This is a genomic window from Catellatospora vulcania (assembly GCF_009720385.1).
Classification (GTDB): domain Bacteria; phylum Actinomycetota; class Actinomycetes; order Mycobacteriales; family Micromonosporaceae; genus Catellatospora; species Catellatospora vulcania.
This window is the reverse complement of the sequence record NZ_ML769306.1, coordinates 283,016-297,081: the sequence shown is the minus strand read 5'-3', so window position 1 is coordinate 297,081 and position 14,066 is coordinate 283,016. Positions and strand designations below refer to the sequence as shown.

Here is a 14,066-nt window from a genome sequence, read left to right as displayed (position 1 = left end):
TAAGGCCCCCGGCTAGACCACCGGGTTGATAGGCCAGAGATGTAAGCACAGTAATGTGTTCAGTCGACTGGTACTAATAGGCCGAGGACTTACCTAAACAACACAAAGATCCTGCAGAGTTGTATCGCGTCCACCATGCACATCACGACACGCAACCCCCAGCCGAGGCTGGCGCGGGTTGACATGTTGATAGAGTTACGGCGGCCATGGCGGAGGGGAAACGCCCGGTAACATTCCGAACCCGGAAGCTAAGCCCTCCAGCGCCGATGGTACTGCAACGGGGACGTTGTGGGAGAGTAGGACGCCGCCGGACAAACATCGCAGCTCAAGGCCCACCCCTCACGGGGTGGGCCTTGACGCGTATCCGGACCACTCCGGATCCTATTCGGGCCCCATAACGGGGCCCCTTTTTCGTGCCCGAAAGCGCATCCGGTGATGATCGCTGTTTCGTGTCAGAAACTGCGGTCAGAGCCGAGGTTCTGACACGAAACAGCGATCATCGGATGCAGACATGAGTTACCCGGCCGTGCGGGGCAGGACGGTGTCGAGGATTGCGACGGCCGTGGGGTGGTCGCCGGCGCGGTGTGCGGTGAGCAGCTGCGCGAACTTGTCGGCGTCCAGCACCGGCAGGCCGAGGTCGGCGGCCTTGGTGGCCTTGGACCCGGCGCCCTCGCCGACGACGACGAAGTCGGTCTTCGGCGACACCGAGCCCGACGACTTGCCGCCGAGCTCCTCGACGGCCTCGTTGCCCTGGTTGCGGGTCAGGCCGGGCACGGAACCGGTGACCACGACGGTCATCGGTGACCCGTCCGGGCGGCGCAGCGGCAGTGCGGCGCCTGCGGGCGCGTCGGTGTCGGCGGCTGCGGCGGCTGCGGCGGCTGCGGCGGCCGGGCCGGTGGGCTCGGTCATGTTGACGCCGTGCGCGGCGAGCTTGGCGATCAGGGGCGCGACCTCGACCAATTCGGCGCTGATCACCGCGGCCCGTTCGCCGCCGATGCCGTCGACCTGCTCCCACTCGGCCGGTGTGGCGGCGAGGATGGCGTCCATCGTGCCGAAATGGCGGGCGATGCGCCGCGACAGCGTGCGGCCGGTCATCCGGATGCCCAGGCCGGTCAGCACCCGCGACAGCGGCCGGGTCCTGGTCGCGGCGATGCTGTTGACCAGGTTCGTGGCCGACACGGTCCCGAGCCGGTCCAGTGCCGCCAGGGTCGGCACGTCGAGGCCGTAGAGATCCGCGGCGTCGGTGATGTGGCCGGCGGCGAGCAGCGCGTCGAGGATCTTCTCGCCGAGGCCTTCGATGTCCATCGCGTCGCGGCTGGTGTAGTACAGCAGCGTGGCCTTTTCGCCGCAGGCGCGGCCGCGGGCGCAGCGCCACCGCTGGTTGCTGCGGTCGATGTCGCCGGCGCACCGCGGGCACTGGTCCGGCGGGGTGTACGCCGCCGAGTCGGCGGGCCGGGCATCGTGCACCGCCCCGGTGATCTCCGGGATCACGTCGCCGGCGCGGCGGATGTGCACGGTGTCGCCGGGGCGTACGTCGCGCCGCTGCAGGTCGGCGAAGTTGTGCAGGGTCGCGGAGGTGACCACGACGCCGCCGACCTGGACCGGTTCGAGGACGGCGACGGGGGTGATCACGCCGGTGCGTCCTACCTGGACGTCGATGCGCAGCAGCTTGGTGGTGCGGGTGTCGGCGGGGAACTTGTAGGCGATGCCCCAGCGCGGGGCCCTGGTCGAGTATCCGGCCTGCTCCTGGTCGGCGGTGAGGTCGGCCTTGACGACGACGCCGTCGATGCCGAAGCCGAGGTCGCCCCGGCGTGCCCCGAGCGCGGCGACGGCGGCGGTGACCTCTTCGATGTCGGCGCACACGGTCAGCGCGGCGGACGACTGCGCGGTCGTGGCGATGCCGAGGGTGCCCAGGTGTTCGATCGTCGCGGAGTGGCTGTGGGCGTGTTCGGCGGGTACGCCGTACGCGGCGTAGGCCATGAACGACAGTGGCACGTCGTAGACCCGCTGTGCCCGCAGCGATCCGGCGGCCGCCGAGCGCGGGTTGGCGAACACCGGCTCACCGTGGGCCAGCCGCAGGTCGCAGCCCTTGGCGAAGTCGGCGTCGGTCATGTACACCTCGCCGCGGATCTCGATGGTCACCGGTGCGGGCAGCCGCGCGGGCAGCCCGGCGACGAGCCGGGCCTGGCTGGTGACGTCCTCGCCGGTGTGGCCACTGCCGCGGGTGGCGATCAGCGCGAGCCTGCCCTCGGTGTACCGCACGGCGATGGCGAGACCGTCGATCTTCGGTTCGACGGTGTAGCGGGTCACCGGCCGGCCGAGGGTCTTTTCGAGCTTGGCCGCCCAGTCGCGCAGCCCTTCGCTGTTGAAGACGTTGCCGATGCTGAGCATGGGTGAGCTGTGCTCGACGTCGCCGCTGGCCGTCCCGACGACCGCGGTGGGGGAGTCGGCGGCCCGCCACTGCGGGTGCTCTCGTTCGCTGGCCACGATCCGGGCGTAGAGCGCGTCGTACTCGGCGTCGTCGAGCAGGGCCTGCTCCCCGGCGTAGTACGCGGCGGCCGCGCGCCGGGCCTGGGCGACTGCCTGCAGGTACCCGTCCCGGGTGGGGTGTGCCTGGGCGTGGGCGGGGTCGACGATCGGGGCGACCGCGGTGCGTTCGGCGAGGTCGTCAGGCATGGTGCGAGCTCCTTCGTCCAGCCTGCGGGCCAGGCGGTACGCGAAGGATAGTGGCCCGGTGCGACACCCGCCGATCATGCCGGGCCGCGTTCGTGGATTCCCGGACGTGTCTGACACGGGCTGGTCTACGGTCGAGGTATGTCGTATCCGCCTGCGGTCTATACGGCTGACCATGGTGAGGTCAGCGCGGTGTTCCGGCCGGTCGGCAGCCCGCCCGAGCTGACGTACAGCAGCGGTAACACGGTGCACTACCTGTCGACCGGCGCATCCACGAACGGCCTGTTCGGCCTGTACCGCTGGGAGATCGGCCCGGAGCCGAGCGGCCCCGAGCCGCACTTCCACCGGTCGATCTCGGAGTCGTTCTTCATCCTTTCGGGCACCATGCGGATCTACGACGGGGTCCGCTGGCTGGACGCCGTGCCCGGTGACCACGTGTACGTGCCGCCGGGCGGCATCCACGGGTACCGCAACGAGTCCGGGGAGCCCGCGTCGATGCTGCTGCATTTCGCGCCGGGCGCGCCACGGGAGGGTTATTTCGAGGGTCTGCCGAACCTCGCCTCGATGACCGACGCGGAGCGCGCCGCGTTCTTCGTCGAGCACGACTCGTTCTGGGTCTAGCGAGGGCGCGGCGGAGCGAGGTCTGGTGCCGGGAGTTTCGGGCTAGTACATTCCGGCAATGACACCCGTCGCTCCGTCGCCGGTCGAGTCGGCATCCGGCGGCTCCCGGCTGATCAGCGGCCTGTTGTTGATCGCGGTCGCGGGTCTGGCCGTGCTGGTGGTGCGGTGGCCGGAGCCGCCGCCGGACGTTGCGCCGCCGTCGGCGCCGGGCGAGGTCAGCCTCGGCGAGACGACCTGCAAGGCGATCTCGCTGAGCTGGTCAGGGTCCACCGACGACCGTGCGGTGACCGGGTACGAGGTGCATCGCGACGGCCGGGTCGTCACCAGCGTCGGCGGCGGCACGCGGTCCGTGGTGATCACGGACGTGCCCGCCGGCACCTGGAGCGTTCAGGTCAAGGCCCGCGACGAAGCCGGCAACGTGTCGGCGGCCGGCGCGCCGCTCTCGGTGACGCCGCCGCCGTGCGGCGCGGATGCCAAGGCGCCCAGCACGCCGGGCGAGGTCAAAGCCACCGCCGACGGCACGACGGTCACCATGACGTGGCAGGCGGCCACCGACGACGTCGGGGTCGCCGCGTACGACGTGTTCCGGGACGGGGCGAAGGTCGGCACCGTGGCGGGCACGGGTGGCACGGAGTACACGTTCATCGACCTGGGTGTGCCCGCCTCCGCCGGGCACCGTTACCAGGTCAGCGCCCTGGACGGCCAGGGCAACGCCTCCTCGCGCAGCGCGGGGGTCGACGTCACCGCGGGCTCGGCCTGCACGCTGCTGTGCACGATCACCCCGGTCGCCAAGGACACCGGTGTCGTCCTGGGGCTGGCCTCGCTGCCCGACGGTTCGGTGCTCTACGGGCGGCGCGACACGCACGAGATCGTGCGGCTGGATCCGCGTTCCGGTCAGGTCACGCCGCTGGGTGTGGTGCCCGGTGGGGCGGTAGGCGGTGACGGGGGCCTGCTGAGTGTCGCGGTGGCGTCCTCGTTCGCCAAGGACCGCTGGATCTACGTGCTCTACACGACGGCGACGGACAACCGCGTCGTGCGGCTGCGCCTGCGCGGCGACGAGCTGGACGGCGGGTCCATGCAGTCGCTGGTCGTCGGCATTCCGCGCGGGAAGGTCCACAATGGCGGCCGGCTGCGCTTCGGCCGCGACGGCAAGCTGTACGCCGCCCTCGGCGACGCCGGGAACCCGCGGCTGGCGCAGGACCAGCGCAGCCTCGCCGGCAAGGTGCTGCGGTTCAATCCGGACGGCACGGTCCCGTCCGGGAACCCGTTCGGCGGGTACATCTGGAGCCTCGGCCACCGCAACCCGCAGGGCCTGGCCTTTGACGCGCGGGGCAGGCTGTGGGTGCACGAGTCCGGCGACGGGCTCACCGACGAGACGAACCTGATCGTCAAGGGCGGCAACTACGGTTGGCCCGCGTGCGAGGGCACCGAGTCGAAGTCCGGGGCCGGCTGTGAGACCCCCGGCTTCGTCGCGCCCCGTTACACGTTCTCCGCCGCCGAGGGCGCCTGCGGCGGTATGGCGTTCGTGCGCGACGTCGTCTTTCTCGCCTGTACGGGCAGCTCGCGGCTCTACCGGGCGGTGCTCGACGGCGACGACCTCGCCGAGGTGAAGGCGGTGCTGGTCGGCGCGTACGGGCAGCTGTCCGCGGTCGAGCCCGGGGCGGGCGGCACGCTGTGGGTCGTCGGCGGCGGCGACACCCAGTTCCTGCGGATCACGCTGCCACCGGCGGCCTGACACCGCGGCGCGGCCGCGCGATAACGAAATGATCTAGCGCAAACCCGCATATCTTGGACATCGTGACCGGTGTGCCGCTGCGGGTGGGGTCGGCTTTCCCCGATCCGCCGTTCGAGGTGCCAGGGCCGGAGCCCGCGGGATTCGACATCGACTGGACGACCGCGATCGCGGCCGAACTGGGGCAGCCGCTGACGGTGCACCGCTACGAAGGCGCGGACTTCGACGGGATTTTCGCCGAGCTGGGCCGGAGCATCGACGTGGTCGCCTCCGGGGCGACGGTCACCGAGTACCGCAGGACGCTGGCCCGGTGGTGTGAGCCGTACCTGCGCTCGGGCCAGAGCCTGGTGGTCGACGCCACCGCCACGCCCGGCGTGCACGGCTGCGACGACCTGCGCGGCCTGACCCTCGGCGTGCAGCGCGGCAACACCTCACTGTTCACCGGCCCGGACGGGCGATCCCACGTCGAGGAGTCGACGATGTCCCTCGACGCGCTCGGCCCGGACACGGCCACCGGCTGGCTGCCGACCGCGGCAGCGCGGTTCCAGCAGACCCCGCCAGGGTCGCAGCTGGCCTGGCACGACGCGCCGCAGCGCCAGTACGTCGTGACCCTCACCGGGACGCTGGAGTTCACCACCCGCGACGGCGAGAGCTTCCGCCTGTGCCCCGGCGACGTGCTGCTCGCCGAGGACACGGCCGGTGGCGGCCACCGCTGGCGCCTGCTCGGCGACGAGCCCTGGACCCGCGTCTACCTGCAGCTCCCGTAGCGGCACGGGGATATGTGGGGAGGATGTGTAGGTAGCACGCGGATAGCGTGACGGTGGCGGTTGAGGCTGGTTTGCATACCTAGCATCTCTAGGTATGCAGACAGTGGATGTGCTGGTCGTCGGCGCGGGCCTGGCCGGATTGCACACGGCCCGCCTGCTCGCGCGCCGCGAGCTGAACGTGATGGTGGTCGACCGCCGCAGGTCGCTGTCGGCGGGCATCCGCACGACAGGGATCTTCGTGCGCCGCACCCTGGAAGACTTCGACCTGCCCGAGCACCTGCTCGGCCCCGGTGTCCGCGACGTGCTGCTGTATCCGCCGTCGCGGCGCGCCCCGATCCGGCTGACCAGCGACCGGGACGAGTACCGGGTGGCCGACATGCCCGGCGTGTACGAGCACGCGCGCCGCGCGGCGGAGGCGGCGGGGGCGCAGGTCGTGCTGGGCGTGCGGTACGACGGCTCGTCGGCGGGCGTGGTGCGGTTCGACGGCGCGGAGCCGGTCCGGGCCCGGTTCATCGTCGGCGCGGACGGCGCGCGCTCCCGGGTGGCCCGTGACCTCGGCCTGGACGTCAACCGCCGCCTCATCGTCGGGGCCGAACTGGTGCACCCGATCGCGTCGGGCACCACCACCCCGGCGTTCCACTGCGTGCTCGACCCTCGGGTCGCGCCGGGCTACCTGGGCTGGGTCATCGACGACGGCCACCACGCGCACGTCGGCGTCGCGGGATACCCGGACGTGATGCGCGCCGGGGTGCGCCACCTGCTCGAGGAGTTCGCCGCCGACGCACCCGGCCGCGCCGCCCCGACCGGCCCGATCGAGCGGCGCGGCGGCCCGATCCCGGTCGGCGGAGTGCTGCGCCGGCTGGCCTGCCCGGCCGGGCTGCTGGTCGGCGACGCGGCCGGTGCGGTGTCCCCGCTGACCGCCGGCGGCCTGGACCCGTGCCTGCGCATGTCGGAGCTGGCGGCGTCGGTGGCTGCCGGATACCTGCGCACCGGCGACGAGAAGCATCTGATCCGGTACGACGGGGGAGCGCTGCGGGACCGGTTCCGTGGCCGGTTGCTGCTGCGCCGGATGCTCGCCGGTGTCCGGTCGCCGCTGGCGGCGGAGGCGGCGGTGGCGGCGCTGCGGGGCCGCGCCGGTCGTGCGGCGGCGGCCCGGGTGCTGTTCGGTGACGGCTCGTTCCCCGACGCCGACCCGCGCCCGGCCCGCCGGGCGGTCGACCACTGCGCCGCCCGCAGCGCGGGCTGACCGGGCCGTGCCGCGGTCACCTGCTCACACGGCGGACTTCGCCTCGATCGCCTCGAGGTCGCGTACGGCGTAGCGGTGGTGCTCCCATTCCTCTTCCAGGATCACGTGCAGGCAGGACAGGGTGGTCTCCTGGTATTCGGGCGCCCACGGGTTCGCGCGCGTCGCGGCCAGCTCGTCGGGGGTGACGGCGGCGAGGAAGTCGCGCACCGTCGCCACCCGACCGGCCCGGACCTCGATCACCTCGTCGTACGGCGGTGCGGTCTTCACGAAGATCGACATGTCCAGGTCGTCGCCGGCGTCGGCGTGGCCCAGGCCGACGGGGTGGAACGGCTGTCCGATCCCGAGGACCGCCCGGCCCAGCCAGGCGTCCGTGGCGAGCACCAGGTGCCGCAGCGTCTGCGCGAACGACCATTCGCCGCCCACCGAGACGTCGACCGTGCCGGCCGGCATCGCCGCGACGCGTTGGAGCGTGGCCGCCCAGGTGTGCTCCAGCGTGGCCCAGGCCGCGCGCAGGCCGTCGGGATCGGCGGCACGCCGGTCGGCACGGCCGGGAAACCGGCGGTTGAGTTCGGCCTCGACGAGCGGGATCACGTCGACGCCGTTGACGCGCAGGAAAGCGGCATGGGGAAGCCAGGGCGCGTCGATGTCAGCCCCGTCCAGGTTGACTTCGCGCATCACGACACCGGACAGGTCGGCCCTGACGAACCGGGCTCCGCGCAGGTCCGCGTCGACGAACTCCGCGCCCTGCGAAGCGTCGGACCGGGTGAAGTCAGTCATGGCTACTCCCTACCAAGAGCACGCGACGATGGCAATCGCGCGAGCGATCGGTCAGGTTCGTTCGCCTTCCTCGGTCTTGAACGTGCTGAAGCCGCGCCGGTGATAGTTGGGCAGGGCCGCCGGGTGGTCGACCGACGAGGTGTGCAGCCACACCCGCGTCACCGTCGGCGTGAGGTCCCAGGCTTGCCGTACGGCGAGCGTCAGCGCGTATCCGCCCAGGCCCCTGCCGACGAACTCCGGCACCAGCCCGAACGTGTCGATCTCCACCTCGTCGCCGGGGTGCACGTCGCACGCGAGCAGGCCCGCCGGCTCGCCGTCGAAGGCCAGCAGCCAGAAGGCCCGGTCCGGATGCCGGGCGAACCAGAGGGCCCACTCATCGCCGGTGCGCACAGCGCTCTGCCAGCCATGGGGCGCGCCGATTCGGGCCTGGACGTCGACGACCAACGGCGAGTCCCGGTCCAGCGGTGTCAGGGTCAGACCGGGCACCGGATCCGCCGGGAGGAACTGCTCCCGGGTGGTCATGTGGACGTACGTCACGATCTCCCTCACCCGCGGAGCGTAACGCCGCCGGTACGGAAGGAGGACGGCCACCGGCGGTGGGCGCCGGGGACCGTCAGCGGTGTTCGTACTGGCCGGCAGTCGGCCTGGTGCACCGCACATCGGGACGCCGCGGCTCGCCGAAGTGGGTTAACCTGCTCCGCCGTGCCCGCGTCAGCGACGCGAGCATCGAACTCGTGTGAAAGGTGCGTCGACATGCAACTGCTGCGTGGAGTGTCGGTGCTGGTGGTCGTGCCGGTGCTCGCGGCCTGCTCGATGTTGCAGGCACCGCCCCCGATCACCACTGAGGCGCTGGTGGGTGAGTGGCGCGCGCAGTGCAACACCCTGGACGTGTCACCTGTCCTGAGCCTGGAGGCGGACGGTGACTTCTCCGTGGCCGACTTCCCGACCGACGAGTCCGATCCGCTCGTCGTCGACGGGACCGGCGAGTGGGGGCTGGACGAGATCGGCGACCATGGCAAGTTTCTCGACCTGCGGTTCCACCGCGGAGACCATGACGAGAGCTATGCCTTGCTGCTCGACTACGAGGACGACGATTTTAAGATCGTCCACTACCTGGGCGACCCCGACGACATGAACGGCTGCTGGTTCTCGCGTTGACGGCTCGGCCGGCATGACGAGGCCCATAATCTGCGCGGCGGCGCTTGCGTCCAGAAAATAGATATCACTATGATAGCTCCATGGCGGGCGAGCGGAAGCAGTTGTTGCTGCGGCTCGACCCTGCCGTGCACGACGCTTTGGCCAGGTGGGCGGCAGACGATCTGCGCAGCGTCAACGCGCAGATCGAATTCCTGCTGCGCCAGGCGCTGGCCCGCGACGGCAGGCTGCCCGGCGGGGTCGGCGAGCCGAGGCGGCGCGGACGTCCCCCCAAGGATCCGGACTGAAAGAGGCAGACATGGAGCTCACCTCACAGGTCTATCTGCTGGCCTACAACACCGACCGGCACAAGCTCACCTGCAACGGCTACCTCGGGTATGTCCTTCGCGCCGCGGCGCTGACCGAGCTCCTCCAGCTCGGTGCACTGTCCGATGCGGACGGCAAGGTCAAAGCCACCGGCGTACGCGTCACCGACCCCGTGCTCGCCGATGTGCTCCGGGACATCGCCGAGGCGCCCAAGCTGAAGAACTGGGCGCACTGGGTGCACCGGGCGCAGACGCCGATGTTCCGCGCGGTGCAGCAGCGGCTGGTCGACGCCCGCCTCATCAGCACCGAGCGCTACCGGATGCTCGGCATCTTCCCGGCGACCCGGGTCAAGGTGCACCAGCACCGGCCGGTCAGCGAGCTGCGTACGGCGGTGTCCCGGACACTGGGCGCGAGCAGCGCCGACCCGCAGGAGGCGGCGCTGGCGGCGCTGGCCGCCGTCGGGGAGATCCGGATCGCGATCAGCCGAGCCCAGACCCGCGAGCGCAAGCAGCGTATCGAACACCTGGTAGGTCAGGCCGGGCCCGCGCTGCCCGCACTGCGCAAAGTCATCCGCAACCACCACGCCGCCATGGCCTCGGCCTCGGGCTGACCGACCGAGGTCGCCGGTTTGACAGCTCAGCCCGGCGGTCAGCGCAGGCGTTCCACGGTGACCGGGATCAGGCCCTGGCCGCGGGCTTCGGCACGCAGGCGGCGCAGCAGTGGGGCCAGGGTGTGGGCCGACGTGTCGTCGGAGCGGTCGGTGGCCAGGTCGACGGCCCAGGCCGTGTCGGCGCCGATCCGGCGCAGGGTCCAGGTCACCGTCTGCCCGTCCAGGGTGCGTCTGGTGCGCCCGGCGATCCGGTGCGCGGTGTCGTCGGCGCGGTCGAACGGCTGCATCCGCCACCCGCTGCGCAGCGCCGCCAGGCCCGACTCGGGCAGCTCGCCGGCGAGCAGCACCCGGTAGATGCGGCGTTCGGGCGTGGCCTGGGCGGGCACGAGGTTGAGCGGCGCGGCGTCGGGCAGGTCCAGGCGGTCCAGGAAGTGGCGGCGCAGGTCCGGTTCGGCGAGCAGTTCGCCGCCGCCCAGCATCCGGTACGCCGCCTGCGCGCTCGCCCGGTCGACCGGTGTCACCCTGGCTTGCAGCCGGGCGTCGGCGCGCAGGCCGCGGCTGAACGCGGCCGCGCTCCACCAGGTGCCCCCGACGGTCCAACCCGCACTGTCCAGCGCGGACGCGGTGCCGTCGGCGCGCAGCACGAACTCCTCGACGACGATGCCCTCGGGCGGCAGCGCGCGCTCGCGGGCCCGGATGTTGGCGAAGACCAGGTAGTAGTCGAGCTGTTCGGCGACATCGACGGCGGCAGGATGTCCGGCGCGGCTCATGGGTTCGATGGTGCCGTCGAGGGTGCGCGCCCGCGGGGCTGACACGCCGTGCGAGAGGTGTCGGATATCGATGGTTGACGTGTGACCTGCAGTGGCACCGGCACGCGTCCACCGCCTGCGGGACGGCGGGTGCGGGGTCGTCGTGTCGACGGCCCCGCACCGGCCTTTCAGCATCTGGTGATGGTCGAGTTGTTCAGGGTGATGCCGGTGATGGTCAGGTTGTCGGCGCAGGGATTCTCGACGATGCGGTTGTTGACCAGGGTGAAGTTGCGCAGGGTGATGTCGCGGTTGCCCGCGAATTCGGTGCGTTCGGCGAGCCGCACCTCGCCGCCGCCGCTGATCGTGCCGCCGTTCGCGGCGATGTTCACGGTGTAGCAGTTCTCGATCAGGATCGCGTTGTTGCCGGTGGAGGCGATGTCGACACGGTCGATGGCGGCGCCGCCGCTCTCGGATACGCAGAAGATGCCCCGGCCGCCGCCGCGGGCCCGCACGGTGCCGACGCGGATGTTGGTCGCGTAGCTGGATCCGATGCGGCCGTTGCGGTTGGCCATGCGGAACGCCGCGTATCCGGTGCCCGCCCCCGCGTTCTCGGCGTCGACGGTGCCGACGGTGGCGTTGACGGTCTGGTTGAGCAGCAGGCCCGATTCGCCGACGTTGCGGGCGGTCACGGTGCCGACGGTGAGACCGTCCACGCCGTAGGTCTCCACGGCGTGCGAACTCGCGCCGGAGACGTACACGTTGTCGATGCGCACGTTGCGGGTCCACTGGCTGGTGTCGCCGCGGTTGTCGATGCGCACGCCGAGGCCGGCGGACAGTCTCATGTCGATCTGGCCGAGGACCACATCGGTGACGTTGCGCATGAATATGCCGTACAGCGGGGCGCCGGTGAGGTTGAGGTGCTGGACTTCGACCTGGGTGGCGCCGCGCGAGTAGATGGGCGCCTGGTCGCCGGTCCCGGTGCCGGTCACGTTGATGGTGCCGCACACGTCGATGGTGGTGTAGCTGGGCAGCGAGATACGGGCGTTGGCGCTCATGGATCCCGAGCCGCGCACGACGACGCGCTGCTTCGACGTGCGTCCGGCGGACAGGCTGTTGACCGCCGCCTGTACCGCGGCGCGCAGGTCGGAGCCGGTGTAGACGGTGCTGCTGCCGTTGCGGGCGGTCCAGGTGGATCCGCTGAGCACGGCTTCGGCGTGGAAGGACCCGCTGCCGCAGCCGGAGCCGCCGCCGGTGCCGAGTTTGACGAGCTGCCACTGCTGGTTGTAGCCGTCGAGGTCCCGGTACTGGGAGATCATCGCACCGTCGGCGGTGGACCAGCTCCACACTTCGAGGGCTTTGCCGCTGTGGCGGTTGACGAATCGCACGTGGCCGCCGGCCGAGTCGGCGATGCCGAAGTGCTGGCGGGTGTTGCCGCTGACGGCGGTGTTCTGGACGAGCTGGACGCCGTCGACGGCGCTGGGCAGTTCGAGCACCTTGCCGCTGTGCACGGACCGGATCTGGTAGTAGCCGCTGCCGACGTCGACGAACCGCCACTGCTGCACGGCCAGGTCGTTGCGGGTGTACTGGTTGACCGGCGCGCCGTCGGCGGTGGACCAGTTCCACAGGTCCATCGCCTTGCCGCTGTTGCGGTTGACCAGGACGTAGCTCGCGGCCGGGTCGACGGTCGCCGCGTGTGCGGCACCGGTCGGCACCAGTGCGCCGGTGACGACCAGGGCCGCTGCGGCGAGACCGGCCGCCGGGATGCGCCACCGTCGCCGCGTTCGTGCGTCGGGAACCTCGGGTCGCATGTTGCCTCCTTCTGTCGAGACATCAAGGAGCCGTCCGCGATCGGGTCGAGTGCCGTCGGCATCGCTGCGGAAAGCGTTTTCCGCAACGGAGGCTACGACAGGGTAGTCATATGTGTCAATGCCGATCTGTCGGACATCGCGGGGTTCATCGCCGCGAGGACGGGGTGCGCCGGCGTGTCCTCGGCTGGGCGCGCTTACGGGATCAGTCGGCCCGGGTCTCCCAGGCGCGGATGAGGTCGCCGACACGGCGCAGTGACGTCCGGACGCGTTCGGTCCAGCCGCTGTCGCCGAGCAGGATCATCGCCTCGCCGCCGAGGAACGACGTTCCCACCAGGACCGCGAGCTCGGCGGCGGTGAAGGGGCCGAGGGAGCCGATCCGCTGCTCGGCTTCGCCGGCGACCTCTTCGAGCAGGGTCATCCAGCCCTGCAGCATCGTGAGCACGCGCTCGGCCACCAGTGCGTCGGACCAGCCCGCGGCGATCATCTCCTGCAGCACCCGCACGTATCCGGAGGCCAGGTCGTCGTCGAGGAAGTCGCACGCCTGCTCGTACCGCCTCCACAGCGGCTCGGACGCGGCGTACATCTGGCGCTGCCGGTCGACGAGGCGCTCGTTCTCGTGATCGAGCAGTGCCAGGACCATGCCCTGCTTGCCGCCGAAGTGGTAGTGGATCTGGCTGAGCGAGACGCCCGCCTGGTCGGCGACCTTGCGGGTGGACAGGTTCGCGTATCCCTCCGACAGCAGGCACGACCGGGCGGACTCCATGATCTTCATCGATGCCGTGGTCAATCGATACCCCTTGCTCGGTCGGTCGACCGAATGTTAACGTACCGGCGATTCGGTCGGTCGACCGAACGACGAGGAGGATCCCATGGTACGGCGGATTCTGGCGCTCGCCTACGGCGTGCTCGCCTATGCCGCGTTCCTCGCGGCGATCGTCTACACGATCGGCTTCCTGGCCAACGCGCTGGTGCCCAAGGGCGTCGACGACGGCGCCGCCGGCCCGGCGTGGCTCGCCGTGCTCATCGACGCCGGCCTGCTCGGCGTCTTCGCCGTCCAGCACAGCGTGATGGCGCGGCCGTGGTTCAAACGGTGGTGGACCCGCTTCGTGCCCGCCGCGATCGAGCGCAGCACCTTCGTGCTGCTGTCCAGTCTCGCCGTCGGCCTGCTGCTGTGGCAGTGGCGGCCGCTGACCGCCGACGTCTGGTCGGTCGGGACCGGCTGGCTGCGCGTGCTGCTGTGGACGGTGTGCGGGCTCGGCTGGGGGCTGCTCGTGCTGAGCACGTTCGTCATCGGGCACTTCGACCTGTTCGGACTGCGGCAGGCACTCGCCCGCGCCCGCCAGACCGCCTACGCCGAGCCGGGGTTCCGGCAGCCGCTGCTCTACCGGATCGTCCGGCACCCGATCATGGTCGGCTTCATCATCGCCTTCTGGGCCACCCCCGACATGAGCGCCGGGCACCTGCTGTTCGCCGCGGCGGCGACCGGATACATCCTGATCGCCGTGCGGTTCGAGGAGCACGACCTGCGTAGGAGCCTGGGCGAGCCGTACGAGCGCTACGCCCGGCAGGTGCCGCGGTTCGTGCCCCGGGCGCGGCGGCTGTCCGAGCAGGTGGAGGCCTGA

14 protein-coding genes and 2 rRNA genes are annotated in these 14,066 nt (G+C 71.1%); 10 read left to right on the top strand and 6 right to left on the bottom strand.

Annotated features, from left to right (window positions below):
* Together F6W97_RS14655 and rrf are read left to right on the top strand one after the other, a co-directional pair.
* A 23S ribosomal RNA gene (locus F6W97_RS14655) occupies positions 1-97 on the top strand; the annotation flags it as partial.
* Between the two features lie 99 nt (positions 98-196).
* Positions 197-313: ribosomal RNA gene (gene rrf / locus F6W97_RS14650) — 5S ribosomal RNA — on the top strand.
* A 203-nt stretch (positions 314-516) separates the two neighbouring features.
* Here the strand turns inward: rrf and ligA are convergent.
* Complete coding sequence (gene ligA / locus F6W97_RS14645; protein ID WP_155370854.1) at positions 517-2,676, bottom strand: NAD-dependent DNA ligase LigA; 2,160 nt, start codon at positions 2,674-2,676, stop codon at positions 517-519.
* Between the two features lie 138 nt (positions 2,677-2,814).
* On the opposite strand from ligA, the gene F6W97_RS14640 reads away from it, so the two are divergent.
* The 4 genes from F6W97_RS14640 (at position 2,815) to F6W97_RS14625 (ending at position 7,039) form a co-directional block, all read left to right on the top strand.
* Positions 2,815-3,294 carry a cupin domain-containing protein gene (locus F6W97_RS14640; protein ID WP_155370853.1) on the top strand — a complete coding sequence of 160 codons (480 nt, stop codon included), beginning with the start codon at positions 2,815-2,817 and terminating at the stop codon, positions 3,292-3,294.
* Positions 3,295-3,352: 58 nt separating this feature from the next.
* Entirely contained in the window at positions 3,353-5,029 is a 1,677-nt protein-coding gene (locus F6W97_RS14635) for a PQQ-dependent sugar dehydrogenase (RefSeq protein ID WP_155370852.1), read from the top strand.
* Positions 5,030-5,091: 62 nt separating this feature from the next.
* Positions 5,092-5,793: a transporter substrate-binding domain-containing protein gene (locus tag F6W97_RS14630; RefSeq protein WP_155370851.1), complete on the top strand. Its 702-nt coding sequence runs from the start codon at positions 5,092-5,094 to the stop codon at positions 5,791-5,793.
* Between the two features lie 94 nt (positions 5,794-5,887).
* On the top strand, positions 5,888-7,039 hold the full coding sequence (locus tag F6W97_RS14625) for an NAD(P)/FAD-dependent oxidoreductase (protein WP_155370850.1): 1,152 nt from the start codon (positions 5,888-5,890) through the stop codon (positions 7,037-7,039).
* 24 nt (positions 7,040-7,063) lie between these two features.
* Here the strand turns inward: F6W97_RS14625 and F6W97_RS14620 are convergent, their stop codons facing one another.
* Positions 7,064-7,816, bottom strand: a complete 753-nt coding sequence (locus tag F6W97_RS14620) for a DinB family protein (RefSeq protein ID WP_155370849.1) — start codon at positions 7,814-7,816, stop codon at positions 7,064-7,066.
* A 51-nt stretch (positions 7,817-7,867) separates the two neighbouring features.
* The gene (locus F6W97_RS14615; protein ID WP_155370848.1) at positions 7,868-8,365 is read right to left on the bottom strand and encodes a GNAT family N-acetyltransferase; all 498 of its coding nucleotides are present in this window, start codon (positions 8,363-8,365) and stop codon (positions 7,868-7,870) included.
* A 204-nt stretch (positions 8,366-8,569) separates the two neighbouring features.
* On the opposite strand from F6W97_RS14615, the gene F6W97_RS14610 reads away from it, so the two are divergent.
* The 3 genes from F6W97_RS14610 to F6W97_RS14600 all read left to right on the top strand — a co-directional run bounded on the left by F6W97_RS14610 (position 8,570) and on the right by F6W97_RS14600 (position 9,887).
* Positions 8,570-8,974: a hypothetical protein gene (locus F6W97_RS14610; RefSeq protein WP_155370847.1), complete on the top strand. Its 405-nt coding sequence runs from the start codon at positions 8,570-8,572 to the stop codon at positions 8,972-8,974.
* An 80-nt stretch (positions 8,975-9,054) separates the two neighbouring features.
* A complete protein-coding gene (locus tag F6W97_RS14605) occupies positions 9,055-9,258 on the top strand; it encodes a type II toxin-antitoxin system antitoxin (protein WP_155370846.1) in 204 nt (67 codons plus the stop codon).
* Between the two features lie 11 nt (positions 9,259-9,269).
* Complete coding sequence (locus tag F6W97_RS14600) at positions 9,270-9,887, top strand: GOLPH3/VPS74 family protein (RefSeq protein WP_155370845.1); 618 nt, start codon at positions 9,270-9,272, stop codon at positions 9,885-9,887.
* A gap of 38 nt (positions 9,888-9,925) precedes the next feature.
* Here the strand turns inward: F6W97_RS14600 and F6W97_RS14595 are convergent, their stop codons facing one another.
* The 3 genes from F6W97_RS14595 to F6W97_RS14585 all read right to left on the bottom strand — a co-directional run bounded on the left by F6W97_RS14595 (position 9,926) and on the right by F6W97_RS14585 (position 13,231).
* On the bottom strand, positions 9,926-10,657 hold the full coding sequence (locus tag F6W97_RS14595) for a hypothetical protein (protein ID WP_155370844.1): 732 nt from the start codon (positions 10,655-10,657) through the stop codon (positions 9,926-9,928).
* Positions 10,658-10,824: 167 nt separating this feature from the next.
* Positions 10,825-12,444 (bottom strand): RICIN domain-containing protein, encoded by a 1,620-nt coding sequence (locus tag F6W97_RS14590; protein WP_155370843.1) that lies wholly within the window; start codon positions 12,442-12,444, stop codon positions 10,825-10,827.
* A gap of 202 nt (positions 12,445-12,646) precedes the next feature.
* The gene (locus tag F6W97_RS14585; RefSeq protein WP_230686677.1) at positions 12,647-13,231 is read right to left on the bottom strand and encodes a TetR/AcrR family transcriptional regulator; all 585 of its coding nucleotides are present in this window, start codon (positions 13,229-13,231) and stop codon (positions 12,647-12,649) included.
* Between the two features lie 82 nt (positions 13,232-13,313).
* Here F6W97_RS14585 and mddA point away from each other — a divergent pair, with 82 nt between their 5' ends.
* Positions 13,314-14,066 (top strand): methanethiol S-methyltransferase, encoded by a 753-nt coding sequence (gene mddA / locus F6W97_RS14580; protein ID WP_155370842.1) that lies wholly within the window; start codon positions 13,314-13,316, stop codon positions 14,064-14,066.

Bases quoted from the DNA above. Each gene is read 5' to 3' on its own strand.
- ligA (WP_155370854.1), bottom strand. From the start codon at position 2,676: ATGCCTGACGACCTCGCCGAACGCACCGCGGTCGCCCCGATCGTCGAC.
- F6W97_RS14640 (WP_155370853.1), top strand. From the start codon at position 2,815: ATGTCGTATCCGCCTGCGGTCTATACGGCTGACCATGGTGAGGTCAGC.
- F6W97_RS14635 (WP_155370852.1), top strand. From the start codon at position 3,353: ATGACACCCGTCGCTCCGTCGCCGGTCGAGTCGGCATCCGGCGGCTCC.
- F6W97_RS14625 (WP_155370850.1), top strand. From the start codon at position 5,888: ATGCAGACAGTGGATGTGCTGGTCGTCGGCGCGGGCCTGGCCGGATTG.
- F6W97_RS14620 (WP_155370849.1), bottom strand. From the start codon at position 7,816: ATGACTGACTTCACCCGGTCCGACGCTTCGCAGGGCGCGGAGTTCGTC.
- F6W97_RS14610 (WP_155370847.1), top strand. From the start codon at position 8,570: ATGCAACTGCTGCGTGGAGTGTCGGTGCTGGTGGTCGTGCCGGTGCTC.
- F6W97_RS14605 (WP_155370846.1), top strand. From the start codon at position 9,055: ATGGCGGGCGAGCGGAAGCAGTTGTTGCTGCGGCTCGACCCTGCCGTG.
- F6W97_RS14600 (WP_155370845.1), top strand. From the start codon at position 9,270: ATGGAGCTCACCTCACAGGTCTATCTGCTGGCCTACAACACCGACCGG.
- F6W97_RS14595 (WP_155370844.1), bottom strand. From the start codon at position 10,657: ATGAGCCGCGCCGGACATCCTGCCGCCGTCGATGTCGCCGAACAGCTC.
- F6W97_RS14590 (WP_155370843.1), bottom strand. From the start codon at position 12,444: ATGCGACCCGAGGTTCCCGACGCACGAACGCGGCGACGGTGGCGCATC.
- mddA (WP_155370842.1), top strand. From the start codon at position 13,314: ATGGTACGGCGGATTCTGGCGCTCGCCTACGGCGTGCTCGCCTATGCC.